The organism is Mesorhizobium sp. ArgA1 (genome assembly GCF_053714375.1).
In genome coordinates, this window is sequence record NZ_JBSKBQ010000021.1 from 21,510 (window position 1) to 36,067 (window position 14,558).

At 64.7% G+C, this 14,558-nt stretch carries 17 protein-coding genes and 1 tRNA gene; 15 read left to right on the plus strand and 3 right to left on the minus strand.

Annotated features, from left to right (window positions below; translation table 11 throughout):
• The first annotated feature begins 117 nt into the window (after positions 1-117).
• Together rsmI and ACWGTI_RS28210 are read left to right on the plus strand one after the other, a co-directional pair.
• Entirely contained in the window at positions 118-1,014 is an 897-nt protein-coding gene (gene rsmI, locus ACWGTI_RS28205) for a 16S rRNA (cytidine(1402)-2'-O)-methyltransferase (RefSeq protein ID WP_454590096.1), read from the plus strand.
• Positions 1,007-1,384 carry a YraN family protein gene (locus ACWGTI_RS28210; protein ID WP_454590097.1) on the plus strand — a complete coding sequence of 126 codons (378 nt, stop codon included), beginning with the start codon at positions 1,007-1,009 and terminating at the stop codon, positions 1,382-1,384. Before rsmI ends, ACWGTI_RS28210 begins: the two co-directional genes overlap by 8 nt.
• Positions 1,385-1,436: 52 nt before the next feature.
• Here ACWGTI_RS28210 and ACWGTI_RS28215 read toward each other — a convergent pair whose 3' ends face one another.
• Positions 1,437-2,243, minus strand: a complete 807-nt coding sequence (locus tag ACWGTI_RS28215; protein ID WP_454590098.1) for an undecaprenyl-diphosphate phosphatase — start codon at positions 2,241-2,243, stop codon at positions 1,437-1,439.
• 168 nt (positions 2,244-2,411) lie between these two features.
• Between ACWGTI_RS28215 and ACWGTI_RS28220 the strand changes: the two genes are divergently transcribed.
• The 10 genes from ACWGTI_RS28220 to ACWGTI_RS28265 all read left to right on the plus strand — a co-directional run bounded on the left by ACWGTI_RS28220 (position 2,412) and on the right by ACWGTI_RS28265 (position 11,881).
• Positions 2,412-3,104: a glutathione S-transferase family protein gene (locus ACWGTI_RS28220; RefSeq protein WP_454590099.1), complete on the plus strand. Its 693-nt coding sequence runs from the start codon at positions 2,412-2,414 to the stop codon at positions 3,102-3,104.
• Positions 3,085-4,239, plus strand: a complete 1,155-nt coding sequence (queG, locus tag ACWGTI_RS28225; protein WP_454590100.1) for a tRNA epoxyqueuosine(34) reductase QueG — start codon at positions 3,085-3,087, stop codon at positions 4,237-4,239. Before ACWGTI_RS28220 ends, queG begins: the two co-directional genes overlap by 20 nt.
• A complete protein-coding gene (locus ACWGTI_RS28230; protein ID WP_454590101.1) occupies positions 4,236-5,138 on the plus strand; it encodes an SDR family oxidoreductase in 903 nt (300 codons plus the stop codon). Before queG ends, ACWGTI_RS28230 begins: the two co-directional genes overlap by 4 nt.
• Positions 5,139-5,203: 65 nt before the next feature.
• Positions 5,204-6,289, plus strand: coding sequence for a penicillin-insensitive murein endopeptidase (gene mepA / locus ACWGTI_RS28235; RefSeq protein WP_454590102.1), 1,086 nt, complete (start codon positions 5,204-5,206; stop codon positions 6,287-6,289).
• An 88-nt stretch (positions 6,290-6,377) separates the two neighbouring features.
• Positions 6,378-6,968 (plus strand): cation transporter, encoded by a 591-nt coding sequence (locus ACWGTI_RS28240; protein WP_454590103.1) that lies wholly within the window; start codon positions 6,378-6,380, stop codon positions 6,966-6,968.
• A gap of 138 nt (positions 6,969-7,106) precedes the next feature.
• Positions 7,107-8,126: a glucokinase gene (locus tag ACWGTI_RS28245; protein ID WP_454590104.1), complete on the plus strand. Its 1,020-nt coding sequence runs from the start codon at positions 7,107-7,109 to the stop codon at positions 8,124-8,126.
• Positions 8,127-8,282: 156 nt separating this feature from the next.
• Positions 8,283-10,139, plus strand: a complete 1,857-nt coding sequence (locus tag ACWGTI_RS28250; RefSeq protein WP_454590105.1) for an ABC transporter ATP-binding protein — start codon at positions 8,283-8,285, stop codon at positions 10,137-10,139.
• A complete protein-coding gene (gene dapB / locus ACWGTI_RS28255; protein WP_454590106.1) occupies positions 10,136-10,957 on the plus strand; it encodes a 4-hydroxy-tetrahydrodipicolinate reductase in 822 nt (273 codons plus the stop codon). Before ACWGTI_RS28250 ends, dapB begins: the two co-directional genes overlap by 4 nt.
• Positions 10,958-11,044: 87 nt before the next feature.
• Positions 11,045-11,665: a 2,3-bisphosphoglycerate-dependent phosphoglycerate mutase gene (locus ACWGTI_RS28260; protein ID WP_454590107.1), complete on the plus strand. Its 621-nt coding sequence runs from the start codon at positions 11,045-11,047 to the stop codon at positions 11,663-11,665.
• A 131-nt stretch (positions 11,666-11,796) separates the two neighbouring features.
• Positions 11,797-11,881: transfer RNA gene (locus ACWGTI_RS28265), tRNA-Leu, on the plus strand.
• Positions 11,882-11,955: 74 nt separating this feature from the next.
• Here ACWGTI_RS28265 and ACWGTI_RS28270 read toward each other — a convergent pair.
• A complete protein-coding gene (locus tag ACWGTI_RS28270; protein ID WP_454590108.1) occupies positions 11,956-12,495 on the minus strand; it encodes a DUF6428 family protein in 540 nt (179 codons plus the stop codon).
• A 42-nt stretch (positions 12,496-12,537) separates the two neighbouring features.
• Here ACWGTI_RS28270 and ACWGTI_RS28275 point away from each other — a divergent pair, with 42 nt between their 5' ends.
• From ACWGTI_RS28275 to arsC, 3 genes are read left to right on the plus strand one after another with little or no spacing between them, the layout of a single operon-like run.
• A complete protein-coding gene (locus tag ACWGTI_RS28275) occupies positions 12,538-12,894 on the plus strand; it encodes an ArsR/SmtB family transcription factor (protein ID WP_454590109.1) in 357 nt (118 codons plus the stop codon).
• Positions 12,887-13,582 (plus strand): aquaporin, encoded by a 696-nt coding sequence (locus ACWGTI_RS28280; RefSeq protein ID WP_454590110.1) that lies wholly within the window; start codon positions 12,887-12,889, stop codon positions 13,580-13,582. The genes ACWGTI_RS28275 and ACWGTI_RS28280 overlap by 8 nt, the downstream gene beginning before the upstream one ends.
• Positions 13,579-14,001, plus strand: coding sequence for an arsenate reductase (glutaredoxin) (arsC, locus tag ACWGTI_RS28285; protein WP_454590111.1), 423 nt, complete (start codon positions 13,579-13,581; stop codon positions 13,999-14,001). Before ACWGTI_RS28280 ends, arsC begins: the two co-directional genes overlap by 4 nt.
• Here arsC and ACWGTI_RS28290 read toward each other — a convergent pair.
• Positions 13,979-14,497: an N-acetyltransferase family protein gene (locus ACWGTI_RS28290; RefSeq protein ID WP_454590112.1), complete on the minus strand. Its 519-nt coding sequence runs from the start codon at positions 14,495-14,497 to the stop codon at positions 13,979-13,981. The two genes, arsC and ACWGTI_RS28290, sit on opposite strands and share 23 nt — an antisense overlap.
• Positions 14,498-14,558: the final 61 nt, after the last annotated feature.

The window sequence follows — 14,558 nt, forward strand, 5'->3', positions numbered from 1 at the left end:
TACTATGGCAAAGACATGGCGGCCGGATTACATCGACGTGAGATTCGGGCCCGGACGCTGGGCGTTTTGCAACCGCGCTGGCGCCATGCCAAACAGGGCTGAACGGAGATGTGAGCGGTGACCGGCGAAAAACGCAGCTATGTGATCGGCCAGACCGAGATGCCGGTCCGGCCGCTCGAGCCAGCGCTCTATCTGGTGGCGACGCCGATCGGCAATCTCGCCGACATCACGCTGCGCGCGCTGGAAACGCTGGCCGCCGCCGACATTGTCGCTTGCGAGGACACCCGCGTCTCGCGCGTGCTGCTCGACCGCTACGGCATCCGCCGCCGTACCACTGCCTATCACGAACACAATGCCGGCGAGGCCGGGCCGAAGCTGATCGCAGCGCTCGAGGCCGGACAGAGTGTGGCGCTGATTTCGGATGCCGGTACGCCGCTGATCTCCGATCCCGGCTACAGGCTGGTCGGCGAGGCGCAGGAGCGCGGCCTGCGCGTTGTGCCGATTCCCGGGCCATCGGCGCCGCTGGCGGCGCTGACGGCGTCTGGCCTGCCGTCGGACGCCTTCCTGTTCGCCGGCTTTCTGCCGGTGAAATCAGGGCAGCGGCTGACCAGGCTGGAAACGTTCAAGGCGGTGCCGGCGACGCTGATCTTCTTCGAATCACCGCGCCGGCTGGCAGAGACGCTGGTCGCCATGGTTGAGGCGCTGGGCGGTGAGCGGAAAGCCGCGATCGGCCGCGAGCTGACCAAGACCTTCGAGGAAATGCGCACCGGAACGCTTGCCGCGCTGGCCGACCATTACGCGGCGGCCGACACGCCGAAGGGCGAGATCGTCATTTGCGTCGGCCCGGCCGAGGCCAAGGCCGACCAACCCGCCGACATCGACCGGCTGCTTCTGTCGCTGGCCGCCGAAATGCCGGCCTCGAAGGCGGCGGCGGAAGCCGCGAAAATGACCGGCGGGCAGAAACAGGCGCTTTACCGGCGCTTGCTCGAACTCAAGGATGCCGGCGATGGCTAAGCGCCCGAGCGCCAGCCGCCAGAAAGCCTATCGGCGCGGCCATCGGGGCGAGTGGCTGGCAGCAGTGGCGCTGATGCTGAAGGGCTACCGGATTCTCGCGCGCCGCCATCGCACCCGCTTCGGCGAAATCGACCTGATCGCAAAGCGCGGCGATCTCGTGCTGTTCGTCGAGGTCAAGGCGCGGCGCACGCTGATGGAAGCGATGGAGGCGATCGGCCACGAATCCGAACGCCGCATTGAGGGCGCCGCCGACATCTGGCTGTCGCGGCAGCCTGACTATGGCAGATTGTCGATGCGTTTCGACATGGTGGCGGTGCTGCCCTGGCGCTGGCCGGTGCATGTCGAGAATGCGTTTTATGGAAGGGGTTGAGGGCGGCTTACTGACAAGCCGTTGGCTTTCCGTCCGCTACGCGGACCGCTCCTCACCCCCAAATCAGCAACGCCACCAGCCCGACGCCACCCACCACCAGGCGCCACCAGCCGAACAGCGCGTAGCCGTTGCGCGAGACGTAATCGAGCAGGAAGCGAACGACGAAGAGCGCGGTGACGAAGGCGGCGACGAAGCCGATGGCGATGATCGGCAGGTCGGCCGTTGTCAAGACGTTGCGGTTCTTGAATAGGTCGAAGGCGAAGGCGCCGACCATGGTCGGGATGGCGAGGAAGAAGGAGAATTCCGCCGCCGCCCGCTTGTCGACGCCCAGAAGCAGCGCGCCGACAATGGTCGAGCCGGAACGCGACGTCCCGGGGATCAGCGACAGACACTGGAACAGGCCGATCTGTAGATAAAGCCTTGTCGGGAAGCGCTCGACGTCGCGGTAGACCGGCTGCAGCTTCATGCGGTCGACGACCAGCAGCACGACGCCGCCGATGATCAGCATGATGCAGATCAGCCTTGGCGATTCGAACAGCACGGTCTTGATGAAATCATGCCCCAGCGCGCCGATGATGGCCGCCGGCAGGAAGGCGATCAGGATGCCGAGGACGAAATGCCGCGTCAGCCGGTCATGCGGCAGGTCGAGCAGCATCTGCCACAGGCGGCGGAAATAGACACTGAGGATCGCCAGGATGGCGCCGAGCTGGATCAGGATCTCGAAGGCCTTGCCGGTGGAATGGAAGCCGAGGAAATGGCCGGCGAGCAGGATATGGCCTGTCGAGGAGACCGGTATGAACTCTGTCAGCCCCTCCAGCAGGCCGAGCAGCAGGGCTTCGACAATGGTGTGGCTATCCATGGCAACCTCGGCATTCAAGTGACGGAAGGAAACGACTAGCAAAGGGCTTGCTTGTCACGGCGCGGAAGTCCCCCTATAGGTCGCAACACCGTGACGGTCGCATGACGGGCCGCCAAGACTTACCGGTGCGCCCTGCGATTCGCCAGTGCGCTTAATTATCGCGGAACCATGCTGACGCTTTTCCATCATCCGATGTTCGCCACCTGCCGCTTCGTTCGCCTCGCCTTTGGCGAGTATGGCGAGGAGCTGGCGCTGATCGAGGAAAAGCCGTGGACGCGGCGCAAGGAGTTTCTGGCGCTGAACCCGGCCGGCACCTTGCCGATCCTGCTTGCCGAAGGCGACGTGCCGATCGTCGGCGCCGTGGTGATAGCGGAATATCTCGACGAGACGCGCGGCGTCTTGAAGCGAGACAAGAGGTTGTTTGCCGAGGACCCGATGCAGCGCGCCGAAATCCGCCGGCTGACCGACTGGTATCTCAACAAGGCCGAGAGCGAAGTGACCCGGCATCTGGTGCGCGAGCGCGTGCTGAAGCCAGTCATGCCGGAAACGGCGGGCGGCGGCTCGCCCGACTCAGCGGCGATCCGTGCTGCCCGCGCCAACATCCGCCAGCATATGAAATACACCAACTGGCTGGCCGGCACCCGCCACTGGCTCGCCGGCAGCAAGGTTACCTATGCCGATCTCGCGGCAGCGGCGACGCTGTCGGTGCTCGACTATCTCGGCGAGATCGACTGGCGCGAGCATGCCGCCGCGCGCGAATGGTACACGCGGGTGAAATCGCGGCCGTCGTTTCGGCCGCTGCTTTCGGACCGGGTGCGCGGCCTGTCGCCTGTGTCGCACTATGCGGACCTCGACTTCTAGAAGCCAAACCTTGCGCGCGCTGATCGACGCCGAGGCGCGGCGCGCCGGCTTCGATGCGGTCGCCGTCACCACCCCCGATGCAATCCCGCTGGCGCCCGCACGGCTGGCCGAATTCGTCGCCGACGGCTTTCATGGCTCGATGGCGTGGATTGCCGAGACGCTCGAGCGCCGCAGCGAACCCTCGGCGCTGTGGCCCGACGTGCGCTCGATCGTCGTGCTGGCGATGAATTACGGCCCCGACCACGATCCGCGCGCGCTGCAGGCAAGACGCGATCGCGGCGCGATCTCGGTCTATGCGCAAAACCGCGACTATCACGAGGTGATGAAGGGCCGGCTGAAGGAGATCGCCGGCAAGATCGTGGCGCGGGCCGGCGGCGACGTGAAGGTTTTCGTCGATACCGCACCGGTGATGGAAAAGCCGCTGGCCGAGGCCGCCGGGCTCGGCTGGCAAGGCAAGCATACCAATCTGGTCAGCCGCGAGCACGGCTCGTGGCTGTTCCTCGGCACCATCTTCACCACGGCGGAATTGGCGCCCGATGCAGCCGCGATAGACCATTGCGGCTCCTGCCGCGCCTGCCTCGATGCCTGCCCGACCGATGCCTTTCCGGCACCCTACCGGCTCGATGCCAGGCGCTGCATTTCCTACCTCACCATCGAGAACAAAGGCCCGATCCCGCACGAATTCCGCGAAAAGATCGGCAACCGCATCTATGGCTGCGACGATTGCCTGGCCGCCTGTCCATGGAACAAGTTCGCCCGCGCCGCCTCCGAAGCAAAACTTGCCGCGCGCGACGAATTGCGCGAGCCGCCGCTGGCCGAGCTGCTGAACCTAGACGACGCGGCGTTCAGAGCTTTCTTCTCGGGGTCGCCGATCAAGCGCATCGGTCGCGACCGCTTTGTCCGCAATGTGCTGACCGCCGCCGGCAATTCCGCCGATGTTTCGCTGGCCGATCTGGTCCGCGCCTTGCTGGACGATCCGTCGCCGCTGGTGCGCGGCGCTGCGATCTGGGCGCTGGCCCGGCTGGCGCCGGCTGCCGAATTCAGGGAGCTGGCCGCCATCAGCTTGGAAAGCGAAACCGAGGCTACAGTGCGGGACGAATGGCTGTCCGCGCTGCCAATTGAGGCGCATGCATGAGCGAAAAGCAGATCTTCATCTTCGGCGCCGGCTATTCGGGCAAGGCGTTTGCCCGGGCGAACGGGGAGGCGGCGACGATTTTCGGCACTACGCGCTCGGCTGAAAAATTCGAATCGCTCAAACAGGCCAGCATTGCGCCGTTGCTGTTCGACGGCGCGCTGACGGGCGAAATCGGCAATGCGCTGGAGAAAACGACCCATCTCGTCATCTCGGTCGCCCCGGAAGAGGCCGGCGACCCCGTGCTCAATGCGGCGCGCCAGGCGATTGCGGCGATGCCGGCGCTTGAATGGATCGGCTATCTCTCGACCGTCGGCGTCTACGGCAATTATGACGGCGCCTGGGCCGACGAGACGGCCGCATGCCGGCCGGTGTCGAAGCGTTCGGCCATGCGGGTGGCGGCCGAGCAGGACTGGCTGGAGCTTGGCCGGCAGATCGGCAAACCGGAGGCAATCCTGCGGCTGTCCGGCATTTACGGGCCGGGCCGCAACGCGCTGGTCAATCTGGAGAATGGCACCGCACGGCGGCTGGTCAAGCCGGACCAGGTCTTCAACCGCATCCATTGCGACGATATTGCCGGCGCGCTGTGGCATCTCGCCGAGGGCAACATATCAGGCATTTTCAACGTCACCGATGACGAGCCGGCGCCACCGCAGGATGTCGTCACCTATGCCGCATCGCTGATGGGCGTTGAGCCGCCACCGGAAATTCCTTTCGAGACCGCCCAACTTTCGCCTATGGCGCGGTCCTTCTATGGCGAGAACAAGCGCGTCGCCAACACCGCGATCAAGGCGGCGGGCTATCGGTTCCGCTTTCCGGACTACCGCCAGGCATTCGACCGGATGTGGGCCGATGGAACCTGGCGCGACGGCGAGCCGCGCAGCCCTATGAAGCGACCGTGATCGAAACCAAGCGGCGAGCGTGGTATGATTCGCCGAGCAGCGCGGCTTTGTTGCAGTGGGGGCTCATGACGATTTCGATGCGATCCTTGCCCGGCAGACGGCCGTTCCTGACGGCGGCGCTGACGATCGTTGCCTTGGCAGGGCTGGTGGCGGGTGCAATCACGGCCGAGCCGCGGGCAAAAGACCTGTTCGGGGCCAAGAAGCTGCCCGCGGTGGCGGCTGCGCAATCCTTCGGCTTCTATTCCAAGGGCTGCTTCACCGGCGGCGTCGCCATTCCGATGGACGGCCAGAACTGGGAAGTGATGCGTCCCTCGCGCAACCGCCGCTGGGGCCACCCGACGATGATCGCGCTGATCGAGAAACTGTCGCGCGATGCCGCCGCCGACGGCTGGCCGGGGCTTCTGATCGGCGACATCTCGCAGCCGCGCGGCGGCCCGATGCTGACCGGGCATGCCTCACACCAGATCGGCCTCGACGCCGACATCTGGCTGACGCCGATGCCCGACCGCAAGCTCACGACCCAGGAGCGCGAAAACATCAGCGCCACGTTGATGGTCGACGACAAGACGCATCTGGTGAAGGACCGGCTGTGGAAGCCTATGCATACGCAGCTGTTGAGGCGGGCGGCGAGCTATCCGGAAGTCGAGCGCATCCTGGTCAATCCGGGCATCAAGAAGAAGCTGTGCGACAGCGTCACCGGCGACCGCTCATGGCTGCGCAAGATCCGGCCGTTCTGGGGCCATGACTACCATTTCCACATCCGCATCGGCTGCCAGCCGGGTTCGCCCAATTGCAAGGGACAGGAAGCGACGCCCGACGATGACGGCTGCGGCAAGCCGCTGGCCTGGTGGTTCACCGAGGAGCCGTGGCGTCCCAACAAGAACCCGGACGCGCCCAAGGCGCGCGACGTGATGACGATGGCGAACCTGCCGAAGCAGTGCCAGTTCGTGCTCGACCAGCCCGACGCGGATTCGGCGGAAGCCGTCACCTATCGCGGCGGCGGCGTGCCGATCGCTGTCGCCGTGCCCGAACCTGCCGCGCCTCCGCCGCCCGCCGTGAGCAACGCGGCCGGACTGCCAAGCGCCGTCAACGCCTTTGCCGAGACGCCGGAGATCGGCGTGCCTTTGCCGAGACCACGGCCGGGAGGCTGACCGCTGCTTCACGTCTGGCAACCGGCGCTTTACCGCCGGTCACTCAAGGTGCAATGATCCTGCCATAGCGCGGGCAGGAGGTACGGCATTGCAGACGGAGGATACCGGCCTTCTCCGCGTCGTCCGGCGGGTAGCTCTTCTCAATCTGGGATACTTCGTCGTCGAGTTCGCCGTGGCATCTGCGATCGGCTCCGTGTCGCTGTTCGCGGACAGTGTTGATTTCCTGGAAGATACCTCGGTCAATTTTCTTATTCTGGTTGCCCTGAGCTGGGCCGCACCTGGCCGTGCGAAGGTTGGCATGGCCCTGGCGGCCATTCTTCTGGTGCCTGGGTTGGCAACGCTCTGGACGGCCTGGGCCAAGTTCAACCTGCCGGTCGCGCCGGCGCCGTTGCCGCTGTCCCTGACAGGCGCCGGCGCCTTGGCCGTGAACCTGTCTTGCGCGTTCATGTTGGCACCCTTCCGCCAGTCCAGCGGCAGCCTGACAAAGGCGGCGTTCTTTTCCGCGCGCAACGACGCCTTCGCCAACATAGCCATTATCGGCGCCGGCCTTGTCACTGCTGTGATCTGGCATTCTGCGTGGCCCGACCTGATTGTCGGCCTGGGAATTGCCGCCATGAATGTCGATGCGGCTCGCGAAGTCTGGTCTGCGGCTCGCGAGGAGTACAAAGCGTCCGCCTAGCGGCGAGATCGTGGCCGTTTGGCCGCAGAGTCGACCTCAGTGCGCCGCCGGGCTCGAAAAGCGTTTCCCTTTTCAAACCCATGCGCTAGTCAATCGATTGAAACGGCGCAACAGCATCGCAAAGGGGACGACCAAGGCATGGCAGGCGACGACGACGCAGCGTTGCGGTTTCCAGTGTTGATCGGCGACATCGGTGGCACCAATGCGCGCTTTTCGATCGTGCTCGACGCGAATTCGGACGGCGGCGAGCCGCATATCGTGCAGACGGCCAATTTCACCACAATCGACGAGGCGATCCAGGCGGCGGTGCTCGACCGCTCGTCCATCCGGCCGAATTCGGCGGTGCTGGCGATCGCCGGGCCGGTCGATGGCGATGAGATCCCGCTCACCAACTGTCCCTGGGTGGTGAAGCCGAAGCAGATGTTTTCCAATCTGGGCCTGAGCGACATCGTCGTGCTCAACGATTTCGAGGCGCAGGCGCTGGCCGTCGTGGCGCTCGGCGAAGAGCATATGGAAAAGATCGGCGGCGGCACGCCGGAGCCCAATGCCGGACGCGTGGTGCTCGGCCCCGGCACCGGACTGGGCGTCGCCGGGCTGGTCCATGCCCTCAACCACTGGATACCGGTGCCCGGCGAGGGCGGCCATATGGACATTGGCCCGCGCACGCCGCGCGACTTCGAGGTGTTTCCGCATATCGAGAAGCTCGAAGGCCGCATCTCGGGCGAACAGATCCTGTGCGGGCGCGGCCTGGTCAATGTCTATCGCGCCGTCGCCAAGGCGGATGGCAAGCCGACGCCGTTCACCACGCCGGCCGAAATCACCGGCGCGGCGCTGGCCAGGACCGATCCGGTGGCCGAGGAGGCGCTGGCGCTGTTCGTCACCTGCCTCGGCCGCACCGCCGGGGATCTGGCCCTGGTGTTCATGAGCCGCGGCGGCGTGTTTTTGACCGGCGGCATCGCGCAAAAGATCGTGCCGGCGCTGAAGCAGGGCAATTTCCGCGCCGCCTTCGAGGACAAGGCCCCGCACAGCGCGCTGATGGCCTCGATGCCGGTCTATGTCATCACCCACCCGCTGGCGGCCCTTTCAGGCCTTGCCGCCTATGCCAGAAACCCCTCGCTGTTCGGCGTCCAGACGCAGGGACGGCGTTGGCGGGCGTGATCCGCACTGCAAAAAGTGGCGAGCAACGCCAAACCGTGAACTGAGCCGCGACGAAGTTTCGCCGCCTTGGCCATAGGCAAGTCACGGCCGGAGCGTTAAGAGGAGGCCGAATTCCAGCTCGCCCTACGACGCGGAAACCGACGAAGTGCTGCAGATTTGACATTTCAAAGCCCAAACAGAGCCAAGGTGAGGCCGGCCGAGGTCACGGCGGTGCTGCGCCGCATCCTGGCTGAAAACAGCCGCGACTATCGCTCGTCCTATGCCGTCGCCATCATCTGCTCGCTGCTGGTTTCGGGCACCACAGCCTTCAGCGCCTGGATCATGGCGCCGATGGTCAACCAGATATTCTACGAACGGCAGGGCGGCGCCGTCGTGTGGATCTGCGCCGGTTTCATGGGCGCCTTCATGATCCGCGGCTTCGCCGGTTACGGCCAGGCGGTGGCGCTGGCCAAGATCGGCAACAATCTGGTGGCGCGCTACCAGAGACGCATCTTCGATCATCTGATGAAGCTCGGCGTCGACTTCTTCAACGATACGCGTTCGGGCCGGCTGGCGGCACAGGTCAACGAGAATGTCGGCGGCATTCGCGACCTGCTGTCGCTGACGCTGGTCTCGATCACCCGCGACGCCGTCACGCTGGTCGGCCTTGTCGGCGTCATGATCTACCAGGATCCGGTGCTGTCGCTGAGTTCGCTGCTGATCGGACCGCCGCTGATCTGGGCCGTCGTCTACATCACGCGCCGGGTACGCAAGATCAACCGGGAATCGGTGCTGATCAATTCCCGGCTGATCGGCGCCGTGCAGGAGGCGACCCAAGGCATCGCCATCGTCAAGGCCTTCACCATGGAGGAGGAGCTGTCGCGCCGCATCGGCGACCTCGCCGCCAGCGCCGAACAGCGCAGCAACAAGATCGCCCGCGTCTCGGAACGGCTGTCGCCGATTTCCGACATGCTGGCTGGCCTCGCGGTCACCGCGGTCATCGGTTATTCCGGCTATCGGGCCCTGGTCCTCGGCCAGCCGCCGGGTGCGGTGTTTTCGTTCATCACCGCGCTGATCCTGGCCTATGACCCGGCGCGCCGTCTGGCGCGCATGCAGGTCTCGATGGAGCGGGCACTGGTCAATGCGCGCATGATCTACGAGCTGCTCGACCGCGAGCCGAAGCAGGGCGACGCGCCAGGCGCCGCAGAGGCCCATTTCACCACCGGCGCCGTGCGGTTCAACAACGTATCCTTCCGCTATGTCGAGGAAGTGCCGGTGCTCCAGGATCTGAGCTTCACCGCCGCCGCCGGCAAGATGACGGCCATCGTCGGCGCCTCGGGCGCCGGCAAGACGACGCTGGTGGCGCTGCTGCAGCGTTTCTACGATGTCGATGCAGGGACGATCGAAATCGACGGCCAAGACATTTCCAAAGTCACCAAACACTCGCTGCGCGGCTCGATCGCCTATGTCTCGCAGTCGCCCTATCTGTTCGAAGGCACCATCCGCGACAACATCAGGTATGGCCGGCTTTCGGCCACCGACGCCGAGATCGAACAGGCGGCGATCCTGGCCGCGGCCGACGACTTCATCCGCCAGCAGCCTGAAGGCTACGACACGCCGGTCGGCGAAGGCGGCTCGACGCTGTCGGGCGGCCAGCGCCAGCGCGTCTCGATCGCCCGCGCCATCGTGCGCAATGCGCCGATCCTGCTGCTCGACGAAGCGACCTCGGCGCTCGACAACGAGGCCGAAGCCCGCGTCCAGGAAGCGCTCACGCACGTCATGGCCGGCCGCACCACCATCGTCATTGCGCACCGCCTGTCGACCGTGGTCAATGCCGACCACATCATTGTCATGGAACAGGGCCGGCTGGTCGAGGAAGGCACGCACGCCTCGCTGATGGCCGATCCGCACAGCGTCTATGCCCGCTTCCACCGCGTGCAAGGCAAGAAGGGGCTGGGGCTTGTCGACGACGCCAAGCCCATTCAAACTCCGTTGCCGCGTGCGCGCGCAAAGAAGGTAGTGAGGAACGCATGAGCGAAACGGGCGATATGGGCCTGGTGGTGGTCGGAGCGGCCGGCCGCATGGGCCAGACGCTGATCCGTACCATCCATTCGATGCCGGGGGCGCGCGTGGTCGGCGCGGTCGAGCGGGCCGGATCGCCCTATCTTGGCAAGGATGCGGGCGAACTGGCCGGCATCGGCATCATCAACGTGCCGATATCGGACGATCCGCTGCCGGTCTTCGCCAAGGCCGACGGCGTGCTCGATTTCACCGCCCCGGCAGCCACCGTGGAATTCGCCGGCTATGCCGCGCAGGCGCGCATTGCCCATGTCATCGGCACCACCGGCTGCTCGGCGGACGACAATGCCAGGATAGAAGCGGCGGCGCGCCATGCGACGATCGTCAAATCCGGCAATATGAGCCTCGGCGTCAATCTGCTGGCGGTGCTGGTCGAACAGGCGGCGCGCGCGCTCGACGCCGACGATTACGACATCGAGATCCTCGAAATGCACCACAAGCACAAGGTCGACGCACCGTCGGGCACCGCATTGCTGCTCGGCGAAGCGGCGGCGGCGGGACGCGGCATTGCGCTTGCCGGCAACGATGTGCGGTCACGCGACGGCCATACCGGCGTGCGCAAGACTGGAACGATCGGTTTCGCCAGCTTGCGCGGCGGCTCGGTGGTCGGCGACCACAGCGTGATCCTGGCCGGCACCGGCGAGCGCATCACGCTGGCCCACCATGCCGAAGACCGCGCGATCTTTGCCCGGGGCGCGGTCAAGGCAGCCCTTTGGGCGCGCGGCAAAAAGCCCGGACTGTATTCCATGCGGGACGTGCTCGGCCTGAGCTGAGGCGTCTATTTTCTTACGCAATTCCGGAGGGAAAACCGCTATTTTCCTGGAATTGCTCAAATCCAACCCATCCCTGAAGGAGCAAACATGTCGGGAACTCTCGTGCTCGTGCGCCACGGCCAGAGCGAATGGAACCTGAAGAACCTGTTCACCGGCTGGCGTGATGTCGACCTGACCGAACAGGGCCACAAGGAGGCCAAGGAGGCCGGCCAGAAGCTCAAGGCGCGCGGCTTGAAATTCGACATCGCCTTTACCTCGGCGCTGATCCGGGCGCAAAAGACCTGCCAGCACATTCTCGATGCCGTCGGCCAGAGCGATCTGAAGACGATCCGCGACCAGGCGCTGAACGAGCGTGACTATGGCGACCTCTCCGGCCTCAACAAGGACGACGCGCGCAAGAAATGGGGCGAGGACCAGGTGCATATCTGGCGCCGCTCCTACGACGTGCCGCCGCCCGGCGGCGAAAGCCTGAAGGACACCGGCGCCCGCGTCTGGCCCTATTATCTGCACGACATGCAGTCGCATGTGCTGAGGGGCGGCACGGTGCTGGTCGCCGCGCACGGCAATTCGCTGCGCGCCCTGATCATGGCGCTGGACGGCAAGAGCGGCGAGGAGATCGTCAAGCTCGAACTCGGCACCGGCGTGCCGGTGATCTACAAGCTCAACGCCGATTCGACCGTGGCGTCGAAGGACGTGCTGGAAAACTGAGCCGGCGCGCCACAGGCGGGTGTTTCTTGATTGAGCATGATCTTTTCCGAAAACCGGTTCCCACTTTTCGGGATCATGCTCTAAAACCGCGTTGACACCCGTCGTTTGCCCGCTTACATGAGCCCGCACCAGCCCAGATGGCGGAATTGGTAGACGCGCACGGTTCAGGTCCGTGTTCCGCAAGGAGTGGAGGTTCGAGTCCTCTTCTGGGCACCACTCTTCCTCCGAAGCCTTGGCGAAGGAGGACAGTCAAAAAGCCCGGTTCGTCCGGGCTTTTTTGTTGCTCACATTCAGCTGCAGCAGGGTTTGCCGTCACTTGCCGGTTCGCAGCATGAGGCGCTGGCCTTCTGTTGCGCCTCGAGCCAGCGGTCGCGCGGCTTGCAACTCGCCGGGCGTGGCGACAGCTCGACATGCACGGCACCCGCAACGATCTCGGGCAGGGCTGCACGGTAGAGCTGCATCGGCCGCACGCCGTCACTAACCTCGAAGGTCAGCTTGGCCGAATGGTCGAGCCCGACATGCTCGGTGACCTTGCGGATGATGGCCGAGAATTTGGCGGCCGGCATATGCGTGCGGTCTTCGGTCACGTCCCATAGCTGCACAAAGATTTCCGACCAGGATTCCGGGTTGGCGCCGCAATCCAGCGCCGCGAACTGGCCGGCCTTCACCTCGGTGACGTGATAGCCGGGCTGCACGGCGCGGCCATCATAGAAAAACACCAACGGCTTTTCCTTGTGTGCCGCCAGGAACCCCAACAGGCCGTCAATGGTGATGTCGGCGGGATCTGGTATCGCGGCACGGTCAAATTCTGTGTTGTCAGCGGCGAGCATTTGCGATAATCCTTATTTCGATATTTTTAGGATTATTGAAATATGGATGAACGTCAAGCCCTTTCCGCCTTCGGGGCACTGTCCCAGGAAACGCGGCTGAAGCTGCTGCGGCTGCTGGTTGTTGCCGGCCCGGACGGCATCGCCGCCGGCGCGCTGGCCGAGCAGGTGGAGGTCTCGGCCTCCAACGTCAGCTTTCACCTGAAGGAGCTGGAGCGGGCGGGCCTGGTCTCCACCCGGCGCGACTCCAGGTCGATTGTCTACAGCGCCGAATATGACGCGCTGACCGGCCTGATCCGGTTCCTGATGGAGGATTGCTGCTCGGGCCGGCCGGAGATCTGCTCGCCAGCGCTCAACCCGACATGCTGCGCCCCGAACAAGGGAAGCCGTGCCGATGCCTGACTACAGTGTGCCGCGCCATGTCGCGGCCGAGGCGCTCGGCACTGCTTTCCTTGTCGCCACCGTGGTCGGCTCCGGCATCATGGCCGAGACGCTGACTGCGGACAAAGCTGTGGCGCTGCTCGGCAATACGCTGCCGACAGGCGCCATTCTCGTCGTGCTCATCACTATTCTTGGGCCAATTTCCGGGGCCTATTTCAACCCGGCGGTCTCGCTGGTCTTCACGGTTTTGCGGCAGCTGCCGATGCGCTTGGCCGGGCTATACATCGTGGCCCAGACCCTCGGCGGCATTGCCGGTACGATGACGGCGCACGCCATTTTCGGCCAGTCGCTCGTGCAGGCCTCGACGCACATACGCACCGGCGCGGCACAGTGGCTCTCCGAAGGGATTGCCAGCTTCGGCCTGGTCGCCGTCATCCTGGCCGGCTTGCGCTTCGAGCGGAGCGCCATTCCATGGCTGGTCGGCCTCTACATCACGGCCGCGTACTGGTTCACGGCTTCGACTTCCTTTGCCAATCCGGCCGTGGCTGTCGCCCGCTCGCTGACCAACAGCTTTTCCGGCATCCGGCCGGCCGACCTTCCCGGCTTCATCCTTGCCGAGATTGCCGGCGCACTCATCGCCGCCGCCGTAATGCGCTGGTTGCTCATTCCCGCCGACACCACACCACAGACCGAAAGGGCAGGGCCGTGACCGTCACCATCTATCACAACCTCGATTGCGGAACCTCGCGCAACACGCTCGCTCTCATCGTGGCGAGTGGCGAAACACCTGTCGTTGTCGAGTATCTGAAAAATCCCCCCTCGCGATCTCGCTTGGTCGGCCTGCTCAAGGCCATGGGGATGTCCGCGCGGGCACTGTTGCGCGAAAAGGGCACGCCCTATACCGAGCTTGGCCTGGCCGACGCGAAATGGAGCGAGGAGGATCTGATTGACCAGATGCTCGCCCACCCCATCCTCATCAATCGGCCGATTGTCGAAACCCCGCGCGGCACGCGGCTTTGCCGGCCATCCGAGCTGGTGCTGGATTTGCTCGACCACCCTGTTCGGGATTTCGTGAAGGAAGACGGCGAGAAGGTCGCCTATCGGCCTAAAGCGACAGATGCTTCATGAAATAGATAGAGACTTTCGGCTGGCCATGCGGGTCGACAAAGTGATGCGGGACAGAGCCGACTTCGTGCCAGTCGAGCCGCCTGTACAGTCGCTCGCTGGCCCCGCCCTCGACCGTATCGAGGAGGAGCAGAGACCGTTTTCTGCTGATGGCCTCACGCTCGACAGCCTGCATCAGAGCGAGGCCTATGCCTTGCCGCTGGAAGTCGCGATGAACGAGGAGTTTGTAAACTTCGGCCCGGTGCGGCGCGTTCGGCTCCGGCGAAAGATAAAGTTGAACTGTGCCGACGACGCGGCCGTCGATATCGGCGCAGATGAGGAGCCGTTCGCCTTCACTCACCGAACGGAAAACATCCTCCCAATGTGCCAGCGCCTGGGGCTCATCGAAAGGCAGCACGAAGCCAACGAGCGCGCCGTCTTCGACGCTCTGGGCCAGCATCTCGGCAAGGGCTCGTACATGAAGCCTCGCCTCATTCTCATCAAACACGGCGATGCGCATCGGATCTTTCCTTTTGAGGGGTCAGAAATAGCGGGCTTTGAAGGGCGCGTGAAGGCATCGA